Here is a 15,336-nt window from a genome sequence, read left to right on the forward strand (position 1 = left end):
ACTCCGGCGGTGCGCTTGTTCATGGGTCACCTGACCCCAGTCGTGTGTCCTGGTTCGCCGAGCGGGCGGGGCCCCTGTTGGGTAACGAGCCTTGCCAGGTCAGCGATACGTCAGGCAGGTCGGGAGGACCAGGAGACAGTCATGATCGGCATTGTGTTCGACATCCCGGTGTTCGGCGACCCGATCTGGCCACCAGGCGTTTGGTACGTCAACTTCGCCAACTGGTGGAATCAGTTCTAGCCATGTCACCCCCAGGAATGTATGGCCCGATTGGTGACTTCTACGTGTGGTTCGCGACCGTGACCATGCCGGTCTGGTGGCCGATCGTCGAGTGGTGGCAGGCGATGAACTGATGGTTGGACTAATGCCCGACCTACCCGTCGACATCTTCTCGGCGCCCTACCTACTTCCGGGCTCCGCATGGATCGCATTCGCGACCTGGTGGAATCAGTTCTAAGGAGTCGAGATGATCGGCAGTCTGCCTGACCTCCCAGGCTGGTTTTCGGTAGGGGAATGGGCTTTCTGGTTCCCGATCCTTACCCAAATCGCCAACTGGTGGAATCCGTTCTAAGGAGCGCGCAATGATCGGAATATTGCCTGACCTTGGCTACACGTCTTGGCTTCCGGGCGCAATTGAATGGAACAACTTCGTTGATTGGTTCAATCAGCTCTGATCGCTCTGTCACGGCCGGATGGTGGCAGCCGCTCGTTCGACGTGTGTTCGCGCCATTTCATAGCTGCCCTCCCCGGATCTTGGTGAGTCGTTCGGTGGCTTCTCGTAGTCGGCGGCCGTGGGCGCACATGTGCTCGAAGAGATCCCGTTCGGGGAGGCGTTCTGCTGCTTCTGCCAGCGATTGTGCGGCGAGGTGGAATCCGCGGCGGTATGCCTGGGTGATCACGGCGTCGGCGTAGTGTTCGGCTCCGCCGGTTGCCCCGAGCGTCGTGACGTCGGCGAGGGCGGTGGTGAGCTGCTTCCCCTTGTGTCCGGCGGTGCGGCCTTCGCGGCTCAGCATAAGTGCGACGTGCGCCGAATCGTGGGGTTTGCCGGCCGCGACGAGTGCGGCGATCTGGCCGTACAGCTGCCCATAGGTCGGACGGTCGAAGTCCGCGGCCGTGATCAGCGCGGTCACGCGCCGGGCCTCGGCGGGCTGCGCCCACAGCAGCGCGCACAACAGTTGCGCCTCGACGTCCAGGCGCGGGTCGTAGTCCATGTCATCGGCCGAAATGGCCTCGTGTGGGTCGGCGGCGAGTGCGGTGCTCATCGGGTAGTCCTCCTGTCGGTGACTGGCTGCCGTGGCGTCCATCAGGCCGCGAGCGCCTTGATGCGGTCGATTCGGAAACCGGACCAGTGATCGTCTCCTGCAACGACAACCGGCGCCTGGAGGTATCCCAGGCTCATCACGTAGTCCCGCGCCTCGGCGTCTTCGGTGATGTCGACGATCTGGTATTCGATGCCGCGCTTGTCGAGTTGCAGGTAGGTGGCGTGGCATTGAGCGCACGCGGGCTTGCTGTAGACGGTGACGGCCATGAGACTTCCTCCCCTACTCCCACACCTGACGGTCAGGTGGTGGTGTGTTCCTTGTCGAGCTGGGCGACGCGCTGGTGGCTGATCTCGAGGATGGTGGCCACGTCACGCACGGACAGTCCCCGGGCGCGCAAATCGCGCACCAGCGCGCGGGACAGTCGCGAGGCCTTCTCCACGGCTCGCTGCGCCTCCGCGCTTCGCTGCTTCGCCTCGGCGATGTTCCGCAGCACGGCCGGATCACCGAGGTCGTAGTCGAGCGTGACCTCCACCTGGTCCGCAGCCACCTCGGTGAGCAGTGCGGCGGCGTCGGCCACCATCGCGGGAATCTGGTCGAGCCGCTTCGCCGGGATGAACAGCCCGTCCACCTCCGGTACGTCGACCGTCCACCACTCCCCGATGCGCACCGCATGTGCTGTGACCTTCATTTCCTGCCCTTCCCCGGCACGCTTCAGTCATTCCGAGCTGCTTCACCTAGTGAAAGTCTATCCCCCTAGACTAGTTCAGTCTAGGGGGATAGATACTTCTATTCGTCCAGGTCGAAGACCTGATCGGGGGTCCGTCGTCCGACCATGATTTCCTCGATCGGCGTCAGCGGATGCCCCTGTTCCTCGAGATATTCGAGGTAGGCGTCGGTGCCCCGGCGCTTCGATCGCCAGGAGTCCTTGAGGATCCGCGACTCCTGGGCTGCCAGGACCAGGGCCAGTGTGAGGACTTGGGCTCGGGATGCTCCTGCCTTGACGACCTGGTCGGCCACGAAATCCGATTTGAAGAGAGCCTTGATCGCCAGCACCTCCTTGAGGACTTCGTCCGCCCGGTACTCGGTGAGCAGGTGCCCGTCGGCGGCGAGTGTGGTGGCGACGTACGCGGCAGCGGACTTCGGGGGCGTCTTGGCCGCCAGCAGACCACTCAGGAACTTCCGGCGGACGACGGTCGCGGCCTCTGCCTTGATGTTCAGCGCGCGGACCATCTTGCGCTCACGCCGCACACGCTCCTCGGTCTCGAGCTCCTTCCGCCTGGCCTCGGCCTGGGCTTCGAGCCTCTGACGTTCCGCCTCCGCGCGTGGATCCCCCTCAGTCACCGCAGCGTCCACGCCCGGTCCGCCAGCTCGCACCGCTGCCATCACGGGTGAGAGCTGCAATCCTGCGGCGTCCGGATCGGCGCACACGTACTCGGGGAGCCACGTGTCCTCAATGTTGACGGTGTTGACGTGGACCAACCCTTCGCCGGCCTCGATGTCGGCCTGACCCTCGGTGTACCAGTCGATAGCATCCTCGTGGAGCGGCAGTCCGGTCTCGATGTCGGAGATGAGCTGGCCTTTGCTCAGGACCACCGTCCAGTGCTCGGCGTTCGCCTCGACGTTCTCGAGGGTGACCTCGCCGCCATCGCGGGTACGCAGGTCCGCCATCGCGAGCACGGTTCCGTAGCCGGGGTGCTCGCGCAGAACGAGGAAACCCTTGTCCTCGTACGGTGCGGCCGCATCCTCGAATTCTTCACGTGCGATTCGGGCTGCCCTCAGCTCCTCGGCGGTCGACTCCATCCGAAAGCTCGGGCAATAGCGTAACCGCTGCACTGCCTCCTCGTCGCCGTCGAACTCCGCGAGGATCGCGGCACTCGCGAAGTCGAGCTGGTCCTCGTCGACGAGGGTGCGCGCGACCTTGGATTTGCCGACCTTGGCTGCCTGCTCCACCCACGCCTTGTCTTCGTGGATGGCCTTGGCGACCTTGGTCACCGAGACACCCAGGTCCAGTAGTTCGGCTGCTCCTGCGGCGCGCTGGCCGGGCGTGAGGGCAAGTCTCTGGTCGTTCGCCTCCATCTGGGCGATCAACCGCTCGGCGTTGCGTGCACGCTCGTCTGTGGCGGTGTCCAGGCGCACGATCACCGGAATCGACGTCGCGCCGGTCTCTCGCGCCGCGAGCGTTCGTCTCTGACCGTCCCGCACGACGATCTGCCCGTCGGCGAGCTGCACGGCGCTGATCGCCTCGAGCACTCCGTGGTCGCGGATGGATTCCACGAAATCGGGCGTCTCGGACAGGTCGACCTGGTCGCGGACGTTGGCCCCGATGTCGAGAGCGTGCGGGTCGAGACGGACGAACATCTCGCCGTCGATGATCTCGGCCACGGGGCCGTTCTGAATTGCAGTCATGCTGGTCTCTCTCCTAGGATTCGGATCCAAGACACCGGGCAGGTACCAACTGCCCGGTGTCTTGTGTTTCCGGTGGGAATGGCTCAGTTAGCCGGTCGCGGAACCGTCATGTGCGGGAAGCCCGGTCACCCTTCTCCACGTAGTTCCCGTGTGGAAGTAGTGCTCCGAGATGTGAAGTTTCTGAAGGTCGGCGGCGAGTGTGTCGAACCCCAGCGCTTCCAGCAACGCGACGTAACGGTCGACGTAGCGGCAGTCGAGAAGCGCGACTTGCCGGATCACGGACTTGTCCGCGAAAACTACTTCGGCGAACTTGTCGGCGGCCTCGCAGATAGCCAGAATGTCGTACACCTTGTGGGCCTTTCGTTCGGTGATTGGTGCCTGCGCCAGTTCCGCGCGGGCATCGTCAGGACTGCTGCTGATGACTCCGTTGACGATGAAATCCGCTGTGCTGCTCATAAGTTCCTCCTGGTATTTCTGTGTGGCTGGGTCGATCAGTTGTTTGGTGTAACCGGGGGGCTCCAGCAGGCGCAGAGCTCGGGCCCGGGGGCGCACCCATTGGGGCAGACGAAGTCCTCGACACGGAGGATCAGCGGGAGCCAGTCCCCGACCTCGTAGTCCTGCTCGGCGCAGGTCTCGGTGGCGTCGCTCATCGCGGGGCAGGAGTAGTCGCCGCAGCAGCAGAGCAGTCCGGCGTAGTGGTTGGTTGCTGCGTTGTAGTCGTCGCCTGGCTCGTACTCGTAACCGCTCACAGTGGTGACCTTTCGTTCGTGCCCGGACACGTCCCGTGCCCTGACAATTTTTTTTCCGTTCTGGCAAAGGAGGTTCGGGGCGACGGATCAGGGCATGGCGCAACCCCTGGTCAGGAAAGTTTTTCAGCGAAGCGTCTTTGAAAAAGTTTTCTGAGCCGAAGGCCGGCGAAGCCGCCAGGGGTTTTGCCAGGACCGCCGTCGCCCAGAATCGGAAGGCCAGAAAGGAAAACAAATCAAAACGCTCTTCTACAGAGCGGAGCGAAGCGGAGCATCCTCTTGGAGGACACCGAAGGTGGCCAGGCCGCCGGGCAGGCGGATCCCCAGCCGATAGACGATGTAGGTCTCGAGTGGCCAAATCTCATCTGGGATGGCCAAGTGGGTGAGAGGGCATTCAGCGAAGGCTGCGTACCGGGTCTCAATCCCATGGCGGAATCTCACGGCGAGTGGCGGCCACCATCTTGGCGAGACACGCCCATCGTCAGTATCTGGTCACGGATCGCCAATGACGGCCGCGGCGGCGTGATCCAGATCGTTCAGGGGGCCCGATTGACGCCCCAAAACAAAATCATCACCGGACGGGTCTCATGCTGAGAGTCCGTCGTCGCAAGGTGGGCGTCTCGTCGCCTTCGAGCGCATCGTCCCGCGGATCGCATTAGACGAAGTTCATTCACGAAGCGTATTGACAATGGGATCTAGTTGCGATTCAGGGGGTTTGCTCCCTCCCGCCGCAAGCCATGTCGGATTCGTCTGATTCCATACAGCGATGAAGAAGATGTTCGCGGCTGGCGCCGTATTGGGACTCCTGTCGCTAACCGGGTGCAACTCGAGCACGACCGCGGACACTGAAGCGGTGCCCGCGACGTCGGTGACTGACGACGGGACGGCGCTGAACAAGCGGGGTGCCGTCGAGGTTGCCCTCGGTGAACCGGCAACGGTCCGCGATCCGTCCGGTGCCCTCATTCTTGAGGTCACTGGTACCGCTCTATCTTCGGAGGGATGCCCTGACAACACCACCGACCGGACGCAGATCACTAAGCAAAAGCTGACGGCCACGGTCAGCATCGGGAACCAAACGTCCACACAATGGCTGTGGCCGTCCGACTTTTACTACGTCGACGCCAACGGGAAGGTAACCCGCAATCTGACCACATCGGACGCGAACCCCTGTCCAGGCGCGGGTAAGAACGCTTTCATCGATCTCCCCGCCAACTCGAGCGCTGACGGATTTGCGACCCTGGATATTCCGAAGACCGCGACCGTAATCGGCTACCAGTCAGACCTCAGCGGCAGCGACGTGCAAATCGAGTGGACGCTCCCAACTAGCGGCTAGCCAACCTTGGACCGTCTATCCCAGGCGACCAATTTGCCCCCACTTCCACTCGAGGGTGGGGGCTTTCGCCGTTTAGGCGGAGGGCGGTTCGCTGATGGCGTCGGCAGTGACGACCATGTCGAGTTCGAGGCTGTTCATGCCTGCGGCGTCGGTGACATACACGGTGATCGCGGCGCACCACTGTCCGTCGTGGATTTGAAACCAGTGCGTTTGAAGTGCCGGCCGCAGACCCGACAGATACACCGATGAGCTCTTCACCCTCATGCTGACGTAGTCGGCGCGTGCCGCTCCCCCACGCCCGAGCGGCAACGCCTTGCTGATGTCCACCTGGACTGACCGCGGCGGGTCGAATGTCCTGATGACCGGGTGTTCGGGCCATCGTTCGGTCCAGCTGTCGGTGTTCATCACAGTGCAGCTCGCAGTGGGGTGTGGCCAGTGACCGGGATTTCGGGGACCGTGCGCCAGGCAACCGCACCGGAGTCGCTGCGGATCTCCATGCGGAGCGTGCGCCGTTGGAATCCTTTGCCGGCGGCTGCGATGTCGAGTTGCACCGCAGTGACGCGGCCGTGTCCCTCGCCGAGACCGGAGTATCCGGCGACGCGGGACTCGATGCGCAGATCCACCCCGTCCCAGTGCCCCTCGGTTACCAGCAACACGGCGCCCTTCGACCGTGCCCGCGCCACCACCGCCCTCGCCCTCGACGGCGTCACAGCCGCGCCCGAAAGCCCGAGAATCACGAGGTCAACACCATCGAGAAGAATCGCCGCGACTTCTCTAGGGGGACAAAGCTGTTTCGCTGGTTCTCTAACAAAGACCATGCAGGTCAGCGTCCTCTGCCCGGAACATAACACATGCAACAGGTGTGGCACAGAGAAGATGCGGGACACAGCGGCAGGCGACTCTTGGCCGAGCGCGTTGCTGATGTCCGTTCAAAACTAAGTGTTCCGCCACGGAACAGCCTGGGCACTTTTGCGGACCGACAACTTCCATCATCGCCGAAATCCGGTTATTATCGCTATATGACGATTGATAGTGCGGGCAGTTGCCTCGTCTCCGGAGGAACCGGATCGAGCCTGGATGCGGCGGTGGCGTTGTTCCACAGCCTCTCCGATGGCACCCGGTTGGCGATCGTGCGGCGCCTCGCGGACGGGGAGTCGCGGGTGGCGGATCTGGTCGGTGAGCTCGGGTTGGCGCAGTCGACGGTGTCGGCGCACGTGGCATGCCTGCGCGACTGCGGCCTGGTTGAGGGCCGCCCGCAGGGGCGGCAGGTGTTCTACTCGCTGGCCCGGCCGGAGTTGCTGGATCTGCTCGCTGCCGCGGAAACCCTCCTTGCGGCCACCGGTAACGCGGTCGCGTTGTGCCCGAACTACGGCACCGACACCGGCACGGAGGTGACGGAATGAGCGACGCCTGCGGCTGCGGCCACGACGAACCCCGCCCCGAGGGGGAAGAGGAAAACGAACCCGACAAATTGTGGCAGGTCACCGAGATTCGGGCCGCCGCGATCGCCGGGGTGCTCCTGGTCGCCGCGCTGATCGTCGGCTGGACAGCCGGCCCGCGCCCGGTGGAGCTGACCCTCGAGGCGCTGGCACTGCTCGTCGCCGGCTACACCTTCGTCCCCTCTACCCTCAAGCGGCTGGCCAGGGGCAAGATCGGCGTCGGCACCCTGATGACGATCGCCGCCGTCGGCGCCGTGATGCTCGGCGAGGTCGGCGAGGCCGCCATGCTGGCGTTCCTGTTCGCCATCAGCGAGGGACTCGAGGAGTACGCGGTCACCCGCACCCGCCGCGGCCTGCGCGCTCTGCTGTCCCTGGTCCCGGACACCGCCACCGTCCTGCGCGGCGGCCGCGAACAGGTCGTCGCCCCAGCGGATTTGGCGCTCGGTGAACTGATGATCGTCAAGCCCGGGGAGCGGATCGCCACCGACGGCATCATCCGATCGGGGCGCACCGCCCTGGACACCTCGGCCATCACCGGGGAATCGGTGCCGGTCGAGGCCGGACCCGGCGGGGAGGTGTTCGCCGGCTCGATCAACGGCACCGGTGTCCTCGAGGTCGAGGTCACCGCCCGGGCGGAGGACAACTCGCTGGCCAAGATCGTGCGGATCGTCGAGGCCGAGCAGTCCCGCAAGGGGCAGGCGCAGCGGCTGGCCGACAAGATCGCCAAACCGTTGGTTCCGGGGGTGATGGTCGCCGCGGTGCTGATCGCCGCGATCGGCAGCGTGTTCGGCGATCCGCGGGTGTGGATCGAACGGGCCCTGGTGGTGCTGGTCGCCGCGTCCCCGTGTGCGCTGGCCATTGCGATTCCGGTGACGGTGGTCGCCGCGATCGGCGCCGCGTCCAAGCTGGGGGTGTTGGTCAAGGGTGGTGCCGCGCTCGAGGCGTTGGGCCGCATCCGCGGTATCGCCCTGGACAAGACCGGCACCCTGACCCGTAACCGTCCCGAAGTCATCGACGTTGCCACCACCGGTGGCGCCACCCGCGGCGCGGTCCTCGGTGTCGCGGCCGCTTTGGAGGCGCGCAGCGAACATCCCCTGGCCGCCGCGATCCTCGCCGCCGTCGACGAGTACGCCCCGGCCGAGGACGTCGACGCCGTCCCCGGCGCCGGCCTGACCGGCCACATCACGGGCATCCCGGCCCGGTTGGGGCGGCCGGGCTGGATCGACCCCGGACCACTGTCCGGGGATGTCGAGCGGATGCAGCACGCCGGGGCCACCGCGGTCCTGATCGAACGCGGCGGCACCCTAATCGGGGCGGTCGCGGTGCGCGACGAACTGCGCCCCGAGGCCCGCGAGGTCGTCGCCGGGCTACGCCGTGACGGCTATACCGTCGCCATGCTCACCGGCGACAACGACCGCACCGCAAGAGCATTGGCGGCGGACGTCGGCATCGACGAGGTACATGCGGACCTGCGCCCGGAGGATAAGGCCCGCATCGTCTCCGATCTGCGGACCCGGCGGGCGACGGCGATGGTCGGTGACGGTGTCAACGACGCCCCCGCCCTGGCGACCGCCGACCTGGGCATCGCGATGGGCGCGATGGGGACCGACGTGGCCATCGAAACGGCGGACGTCGCCCTGATGGGTGAGGACCTGCGGCACCTGCCCCAGGCGCTGGCGCATGCCCGGCGGTCCCGGGCGATCATGCTGCAGAACGTCGGCCTCTCGCTCGCGATCATCACCGTCCTGATGCCGCTTGCCCTGTTCGGGGTCCTCGGCCTGGCTGCGGTGGTCCTGGTGCACGAGGTCGCCGAGATCGTGGTCATCGCCAACGGGGTCCGCGCCGGCCGCGCCCGCGCCCTCACCGGCCCGGAAACGGCCGCACCCGAACCGGTTCCAGCGACCGCGGCCCACCCATGACCCCGTACACCGGTGTCGAGGGCACGGCGCCGATGTCTCGTCTCCGTTCCTCTCGAATCTGCTCTGCCGAAGCGAAGGAGACCATGTCATGACCGCGATGCCCACCGTCATCCGCGCCGCCTACACCGCCGAGATGGCCGCCGCCCGCACCACCACCGAGGACGCCCGGCGGTGGGCGCACCTCGAACGCGCGCATATCCTTTCCCAGCCCTATCCGTGGCCGCACACCCGCAACCACCTCGCCATGCTCGCCCTCGCCCTGCACCAACACGACCGCCGCGAGGCCCTCGGCCAGGTGGTGCGGATCATCGTCGCCGCCCCCGGCTCGGCCCTGGGCCGCTACCCCGAGGGCAACACCGGCCGCACCCGCGCCGGACTGAGAACCCCGATGCCGATCCCGGCGGACCTCGCCGACACCCTGGCCGCGGCCCGCTGACCCCAGCTGCCTGAGAAGACGGTGCAGCGGCCAGCGCGCCCCGGCCGCGGTGGTGAGGACCACCACATCCCGGCAAGGCGCGGCAACCAGCACAAAGTGTGGTTCGTTAGGGTGTCGCCATGCTCCGTGTGCCCTGTTTGCCCGATTTCCCGGTGTCGCTGCGGCGGGGTACGCGGTGAGCCGCGGGATCCGTCTGTCGGTGGCGCTGGTCGTCGCGTTCGTCGTCGGCCTGGGCGTGTTGTTACTGGTCAACCGCTCCGACACGGAGCCGGTCCCCACCGACAGCGTGGCAGCGCCGGTGGTTCGCCCGGACAGTCACCGGCTCAACACGGTCGCCGACGGCAAGGCCACCTTCGTGGAGTTCCTCGACTTCGAATGTGAGGCCTGCCGGGCGGTGTATCCGGCGATCGAGCAGCTGCGCACCGACTACGGCGACCGGGTCAGCTTCGTCGTCCGCTACTTCCCGCTGCCCGGCCACTTCAATGCGGAGCGGGCGGCCCGGGCGGTCGAAGCGGCCGCCGGTCAGGGCCGGTTCGAGCAGATGTATCAGCGGATGTACGACACTCAAGCCCAGTGGGGTGAGCAGCGCACCCCGAAGGATGAGGTGTTCCGCGGATATGCCGCCGACCTCGGTCTCGATCTGGCCGCCTTCGACGCCGCCTACACCGATCCCGCGACCCTCGACCGCGTCCGCGCCGACGTCGCCGACGGGGAAGCGCTCGGGGTGCAGGGCACCCCGACGTTCTTCCTGAACGGCGAGAAGATCGAACCCACCAGCTACCAGGATCTGACCGATGCTCTCGACGCCGCCCTCCGCTGACACCGCTGACACCGCGGCTACCGACACCGGACGCGCCGCGGCCGCATCGCCCCTCAGCCCGGGCAGTGATGCTGCGCCGTTCGCGCGGTCGCTGCCGTGGCTGCTGCTGGTCGGTGGCCTCACTGGCCTCGTGGCCGCGTTCGTGCTCACCATCGAGAAGTTCGCCCTCGCCGCCGACAGCGCGTACGTCCCCTCGTGCAGCCTCAACCCGGTTCTGAACTGCGGCTCGGTGATGGGCACCGCACAGGCCTCGGTGTTCGGATTCCCCAACTCGCTCCTCGGAGTCGCCGGGTTCGCGGTCGTCGCTGCGACCGGGGCGGGGTTGCTGGCCGGTGCCCGGTTCGCCCGCTGGTACTGGCTGGGCTTGCAGGTAGGTGTCACCGCGGCGGTGGTGTTCGTGCACTGGTTGATCGTGCAAAGCCTCTACGTGATCGGCGCCCTGTGCCCGTACTGCATGGTGGTGTGGGCGGTGACCATGCCGATCTTCTGGTACGTCACCCTGCGCAACCTGCACCACGGCACCCTTGCCCGCCCGGTACCCGCGGCCGTGGTCACCGCAAGCGGAAACCACGTTCTTCCCCTGACGGTATGGGTGCTGGGTGTGGCCGGGTTGGTCGCCTACCGGTTCTGGTCCTACTGGTCCACCCTGCTCTGACTCCCGCCCGACGGTGTTGTTGGGGGCGAAAGGAACCACCGATTCAGGTTGGCTTACTCCCCAGATCTCAGTTCAGTGTTGTTTGTTCATGTTCGTGAACAGTTCTCGGTTCGCTGAGCGGGCGGCATCGAGTTCCTGGCTACGTTCCTCGAGCTGCCCGGTGAGATCGACGACGTGCTGTTCGAGCATCGTGATGCGCCTCTGGAGTTGATCGATGTCGGTGGGTGCGCCGAGTCCGGATTCTCGCCATGCTGCTTCGCCGAGCAGTTCGGAGAGTTTTCGCTCGAGTTGCACGTTATGCGCGACAAGACGGGCGATGCGTTGATGGGTATTGGCGAGGTCGGCTTTGAGCGATTCCCGTGTCACGGGTTCCCCGTTCCCGCTTGCCGTGGACGGACAACTTTGGGCGGTGTGAATCCGGGCGAGCAGGTCGCTGTGCCGATACAGGAAACTGCGATCCACCCCAGCAGCGCGGGCTATCGACGAGACGGTGATCTCCCCTCCAGCTGCTCCGGCAACGCTCAGCGCCTTGACGACTCGTTGCCGACGACGGATGGAATCGGCGCGGCGGCCCTCGATCATCGGGTTCGTCATCGCTCATACTCTCCTGGTGCCTGGCGAAGATTGGGCAGTGGTTGACGAACCAGGGGTGTCCCCAGTCCGATGATCTGGTTGCGTGCACGGCGCACGGTCGCCGCCGCTTGTTCTATCTGGGAGCGGTCCTCATCGGACAAGTCGTCGACGTCGGCACCGATCTGCGCTATCAGTCTGCGGATTCGGTGAATTTCCTCGTCCGACGGCATCGCCTCGGCTTTTGCCCAGTCGTCGGCGGCGAGCGCACCTCGCAGCCGTTCGCGGCTGCGCAACAGATCGGAGAGGTACGCCTGCAGATCCGGCAGGTAAGACACGTCGGTGGAGAAGTGGGAGCACCCGATACAGCGGAACCGGACGGGGCAGTCGTGTCCGCCGGCCGCGACGTTGCTGGGTTCGCTGCACGTCCCGTAGGGGACGGCGACCTCGCCGACCGCGCGGCGTAGATGTTCGGAGTCGAGCAGGGCCCTGGCCTCCCGCCAGATCTTGTTGCCGTGCCGATCGAAATGCATGGTGGCGAGCCTGTCGACGGCATCGCGCCGTCGCGTTTCACCGACACGGTAGTAGGCCTGTGTGGTCCCGAACTGCCGGTGATCCATCAGGTCGGACAAGACGTCGATGGCGACCCCGGCATCCGCATGACGTTGGGCGTAGGTGTGTCGGTACGCGTAAAGGAAGATCTTGTTTCGGTCGAAGGGCAGCATCTTCGTCACGTGTTGCCCATCGATGTCGACGACCACGGGAACCGTGATGTCGGGCAATGTGACGACCCAGTCGCGATGTCGCATGGTGAGCCAGTCGTCGTTCAGGCCCCGGGTTCCGTGCGGATTCCGCGTGAGGGCGGGGATGAGTTTCATCTGTGCGGTGGCCTCGTGCGGGTATCGAGCTCGGACACGTTCTTGTTGGGTGGTGATTACTGCGGCCGTGGGCTCGGTGATCGGTAGCCGACGGTCGAGCCTGTTGGCCTTGATGTTGGTGTAAACCAGGACGGGTTTTCCCTGTTCGTCACGTTCGAGACAATCGAGGCGGAGCTGGCAGATCTCGTCGGGGCGGCGGCCGGTATCGATGATCAGTTCCACCGCTACCCGCACTTCCCGTGAGTTGTTCTCCTCGAGACTGCTCAGATGCGCACAGACGTGCCGCATGACCTCGACCGGTAGATCTCGATGTTCCTTGTTTCGCTCACCCTGGAGGGGAACGTCTTCCGGGTCGAGGGTGGAGGTTCCCCCCTGAGTGAGGACATCGTGAACACTGGGTCGTGAAGGTCCCAGAGGAAGAGATGTCACTGATGGCGATGAAGGCGTACTCGGCGGAGTTCAAGGCCGATGCCGTCGCGCTGTACCTGACCGACCCGAGCCACACTTTCGACGGAATCGGCCGGGATCTGGGTGTCAGCCGCGAGACCCTGCGCAACTGGGTGCGGGCCGAACGCAAACGCACCGGTACCTCCACGGCCGAGCTCCGGGCCAGCGGGGCCGCGCGGCCGGCGTCGCGGGTCGGGGAGGTATCGTCCGAGTCCGTGTTGGAGGAAGAGAACAAGCAGCTCAAGGCCCAGATCCGGAAGCTCGAAACCGAACGGGAGATTCTGCGCAAGGCGGCAAAATATTTCGCGGGCGAGACGAATTGGTGAGCCGCTTCCAGTTCGTTGATGACCACCGCGACACCGTTCCGGTGAAGTGGCTGTGCCAGATCCTTGAGGTCTCCCGCTCGGGTTTCTACCGGTGGCGGACCTCCGCGCCGGCCCGGGCCGCCCGTGCCCGCGCCGACGAGGAGCTGGCTGCGCGGATCCGTGCCATCCATGCCGACTTCGATGGCACCTACGGTGCTCCGCGCATCACGGCCGAGCTGCGCGAGGCCGGGATCGAGGTCAATCACAAGCGGGTCGAGCGGGTGATGCGCGAGCACGGGATCGTCGGTGTGCACCTGCGCAAACCGGTGCGCACCACCGTCCCCGCCCCGGACGCGGCCCCGGTGCCGGACCTGATCCGGCGGGATTTCACCGCGAGCGCACCGAACACCAAATACGTCGGGGACATCACCTACCTTCCAGTCGGTGACGGTGAATTTCTGTATTTGGCGACGGTGTTGGACCTGAGTTCGCGACGGTTGGCGGGGTGGTCGATCGCCGACCACATGCGCACCGAGTTGGTCACCGACGCGCTGCGGGCGGCCGCCGCCTGTCGTGGCGCCGCCGGTCTCGATGGCGCAATTTTCCACTCCGACAACGGGGCTCAATATGTATCGGCTGAGTTCGCTGACCTCTGCCGCGAGTTGGGGGTGACCCGGTCACGGGGTGCGGTCGGGACGTCGGCGGACAACGCCGCCGCCGAATCGCTGAACGCGACGTTGAAACGGGAGACGCTGCAGGGGCGGAAGCGCTGGAACAGCGCGGGTGAGGCGCGCGCTGCCGTCTTCCGCTGGATCACGCGATACAACACGAGAAGGAGACATTCCACTCTCGGCCAGATCTGTCCGATCGAGTACGAGCAGCGATCGGCTAGGCTGGCCACCGCCGCATAGGAACTGGTGTCCACATCTCGGGGGGAACGCCCGGTGAAGTCTTCGGGCAGGCCGTGCATCGGTTGCCCGGGCCGTCTCAAGCCCAGCCCCCTCATCGTGGCCAGGATCCGCCGAATCCCACGGATCGCGGTCATGCGGGCATAGGCCGACATCGATCCATCGTTGTGCAGGAAGGTCAGCCTGTTCAGAAAGCCCGCGATATCGCTGCGTGAGAGGACACGCGGATCGTTTCCGTGATCGCCTGGACGCTGCAATCGCAGGCTGTCCGAGAGCATCACGAGGAATCGGATTTCGTTTTGCACCATCGCTTTTGCGTTATTGGAACGCCGACGGGAGATGTCGTTGTAAGCCCAGATCTTGGCGGCTTCTCGTAACCAGGGCTGCGTGATCTTGGTAAATCGCAACGTTCCCCTGAACCCGAAAACGGTGGCATCCCATTCGTCTTTGAACCGTTCGGTCTCCGGCGACAGGTGCATACGCCGGAGCTCGGTGGTCGCCGTCGACCACACGTTCTTCACTGCCGGACGCAGATCGCCCGGGACCACGTCCTCCAGTGTCCGATATTCGTTGGCCAGAAGATGTGTTACGAGCGGCCTGACCTGGTCGGCACGGGTTGTGGCCCCCTGAGCTGTGCGTTGCTGGAGTCCGTAGATCAGTTCGGCGACAACCCGGTCCGGCAGCCCCAGCAGAGTGCACTCATTGAGATACGAGATCGCCGGCGCGGTCCTACGGAACCGCATCTCGTCCGCTGCTGCCGATCCGACAGCGTCAGCTCCATCACGCACCTTGCGCCACTGTATTCCGTGGTTCATGCAGTACGGGATCTTCCCAGACCGTACGCGCCCGCACGCGACGACCTCACATGGTCCGAAGGACTTACGCGCCACAACCCTCGGGTGCTCCAGAAAGTCTGCCAGCGAAACCTGCAATCTGATGCGCTGTGAACGGTGCGCCTCGCACAGTCCGGAGTTCATCGAAGACCACGGACGCTCACACTGCGAAACCGCGCACAAACCGTACGCGCGGAGCCGTGACCTCGGCGTTCCCGCGAAATCGTTCACGTCCGGTGATCCTGCGATCTTCCACCGCTTCCTACAGTCTGCACACAAACCGTGCGCCGCGTGTGACTCGGATTCGCAATTGACCACGACACATTCGTTCCAGAGGAGCGAGGGGTGTCCTCGCGGGAAGACCAGTACCTTGCCCTCG

17 protein-coding genes and 1 pseudogene are annotated in these 15,336 nt (G+C 65.3%); 8 read left to right on the plus strand and 10 right to left on the minus strand.

The window, feature by feature from the left end; translation table 11 throughout:
• Positions 1–731 precede the first annotated feature (731 nt).
• From MLGJGCBP_RS48885 to MLGJGCBP_RS48910, 6 genes are all read right to left on the minus strand, one after another.
• The gene (locus MLGJGCBP_RS48885) at positions 732–1,262 is read right to left on the minus strand and encodes a DnaB-like helicase N-terminal domain-containing protein (protein WP_160098537.1); all 531 of its coding nucleotides are present in this window, start codon (positions 1,260–1,262) and stop codon (positions 732–734) included.
• A 41-nt stretch (positions 1,263–1,303) separates the two neighbouring features.
• The gene (nrdH, locus tag MLGJGCBP_RS48890; RefSeq protein ID WP_160098535.1) at positions 1,304–1,528 is read right to left on the minus strand and encodes a glutaredoxin-like protein NrdH; all 225 of its coding nucleotides are present in this window, start codon (positions 1,526–1,528) and stop codon (positions 1,304–1,306) included.
• Between the two features lie 32 nt (positions 1,529–1,560).
• Positions 1,561–1,950 (minus strand): hypothetical protein, encoded by a 390-nt coding sequence (locus MLGJGCBP_RS48895; protein WP_160098533.1) that lies wholly within the window; start codon positions 1,948–1,950, stop codon positions 1,561–1,563.
• A gap of 98 nt (positions 1,951–2,048) precedes the next feature.
• Positions 2,049–3,668 carry a ParB/RepB/Spo0J family partition protein gene (locus tag MLGJGCBP_RS48900; protein WP_160098531.1) on the minus strand — a complete coding sequence of 540 codons (1,620 nt, stop codon included), beginning with the start codon at positions 3,666–3,668 and terminating at the stop codon, positions 2,049–2,051.
• A gap of 87 nt (positions 3,669–3,755) precedes the next feature.
• The gene (locus MLGJGCBP_RS48905; protein ID WP_160098529.1) at positions 3,756–4,124 is read right to left on the minus strand and encodes a hypothetical protein; all 369 of its coding nucleotides are present in this window, start codon (positions 4,122–4,124) and stop codon (positions 3,756–3,758) included.
• Between the two features lie 35 nt (positions 4,125–4,159).
• Positions 4,160–4,417: a hypothetical protein gene (locus MLGJGCBP_RS48910; protein WP_160098527.1), complete on the minus strand. Its 258-nt coding sequence runs from the start codon at positions 4,415–4,417 to the stop codon at positions 4,160–4,162.
• 276 nt (positions 4,418–4,693) lie between these two features.
• Here MLGJGCBP_RS48910 and MLGJGCBP_RS48915 point away from each other — a divergent pair, with 276 nt between their 5' ends.
• Positions 4,694–5,008, plus strand: coding sequence for a hypothetical protein (locus tag MLGJGCBP_RS48915; RefSeq protein WP_160098525.1), 315 nt, complete (start codon positions 4,694–4,696; stop codon positions 5,006–5,008).
• Between the two features lie 172 nt (positions 5,009–5,180).
• On the plus strand, positions 5,181–5,747 hold the full coding sequence (locus MLGJGCBP_RS48920) for a hypothetical protein (RefSeq protein WP_160098523.1): 567 nt from the start codon (positions 5,181–5,183) through the stop codon (positions 5,745–5,747).
• Positions 5,748–5,819: 72 nt separating this feature from the next.
• On the opposite strand, the gene MLGJGCBP_RS48925 is transcribed toward MLGJGCBP_RS48920, so the two are convergent.
• Together MLGJGCBP_RS48925 and MLGJGCBP_RS48930 are read right to left on the minus strand one after the other, a co-directional pair.
• Positions 5,820–6,152, minus strand: coding sequence for a hypothetical protein (locus MLGJGCBP_RS48925; protein WP_236581333.1), 333 nt, complete (start codon positions 6,150–6,152; stop codon positions 5,820–5,822).
• Positions 6,152–6,520 (minus strand): annotated as a pseudogene (locus tag MLGJGCBP_RS48930) (hypothetical protein); the annotation flags it as partial. The pseudogene MLGJGCBP_RS48930 and the gene MLGJGCBP_RS48925, both read right to left, overlap by 1 nt.
• Positions 6,521–6,766: 246 nt before the next feature.
• Between MLGJGCBP_RS48930 and MLGJGCBP_RS48935 the strand changes: the two are divergent.
• The 5 genes from MLGJGCBP_RS48935 (at position 6,767) to MLGJGCBP_RS48955 (ending at position 11,016) form a co-directional block, all read left to right on the plus strand.
• Positions 6,767–7,150: an ArsR/SmtB family transcription factor gene (locus tag MLGJGCBP_RS48935; protein WP_160098519.1), complete on the plus strand. Its 384-nt coding sequence runs from the start codon at positions 6,767–6,769 to the stop codon at positions 7,148–7,150.
• On the plus strand, positions 7,147–9,105 hold the full coding sequence (locus MLGJGCBP_RS48940) for a heavy metal translocating P-type ATPase (protein WP_160098517.1): 1,959 nt from the start codon (positions 7,147–7,149) through the stop codon (positions 9,103–9,105). Before MLGJGCBP_RS48935 ends, MLGJGCBP_RS48940 begins: the two co-directional genes overlap by 4 nt.
• Before the next feature lie 88 nt (positions 9,106–9,193).
• Positions 9,194–9,541 (plus strand): DUF3703 domain-containing protein, encoded by a 348-nt coding sequence (locus MLGJGCBP_RS48945; protein WP_160098515.1) that lies wholly within the window; start codon positions 9,194–9,196, stop codon positions 9,539–9,541.
• 175 nt (positions 9,542–9,716) lie between these two features.
• A complete protein-coding gene (locus MLGJGCBP_RS48950; protein WP_160098513.1) occupies positions 9,717–10,361 on the plus strand; it encodes a DsbA family protein in 645 nt (214 codons plus the stop codon).
• A complete protein-coding gene (locus MLGJGCBP_RS48955) occupies positions 10,336–11,016 on the plus strand; it encodes a vitamin K epoxide reductase family protein (protein ID WP_160098511.1) in 681 nt (226 codons plus the stop codon). Before MLGJGCBP_RS48950 ends, MLGJGCBP_RS48955 begins: the two co-directional genes overlap by 26 nt.
• 72 nt (positions 11,017–11,088) lie before the next feature.
• On the opposite strand, the gene MLGJGCBP_RS48960 is transcribed toward MLGJGCBP_RS48955, so the two are convergent.
• Positions 11,089–11,610 carry a DUF6262 family protein gene (locus MLGJGCBP_RS48960; RefSeq protein WP_160098509.1) on the minus strand — a complete coding sequence of 174 codons (522 nt, stop codon included), beginning with the start codon at positions 11,608–11,610 and terminating at the stop codon, positions 11,089–11,091.
• On the minus strand, positions 11,607–12,752 hold the full coding sequence (locus tag MLGJGCBP_RS48965; RefSeq protein WP_236581330.1) for a tyrosine-type recombinase/integrase: 1,146 nt from the start codon (positions 12,750–12,752) through the stop codon (positions 11,607–11,609). Before MLGJGCBP_RS48965 ends, MLGJGCBP_RS48960 begins: the two co-directional genes overlap by 4 nt.
• Positions 12,753–12,895: 143 nt before the next feature.
• On the opposite strand from MLGJGCBP_RS48965, the gene MLGJGCBP_RS48970 reads away from it, so the two are divergent.
• A protein-coding gene (locus tag MLGJGCBP_RS48970) for an IS3 family transposase (RefSeq protein WP_160103114.1) occupies positions 12,896–14,127 on the plus strand; the annotation gives its coding sequence in 2 pieces (ribosomal slippage) (positions 12,896–13,217 and positions 13,217–14,127; 1,233 coding nt in all).
• The last annotated feature ends 1,209 nt before the right edge of the window (positions 14,128–15,336 follow it).

Origin of the sequence: Rhodococcus sp. T7, assembly GCF_009872365.1 — a bacterium.
Lineage (GTDB): Bacteria > Actinomycetota > Actinomycetes > Mycobacteriales > Mycobacteriaceae > Rhodococcus_F.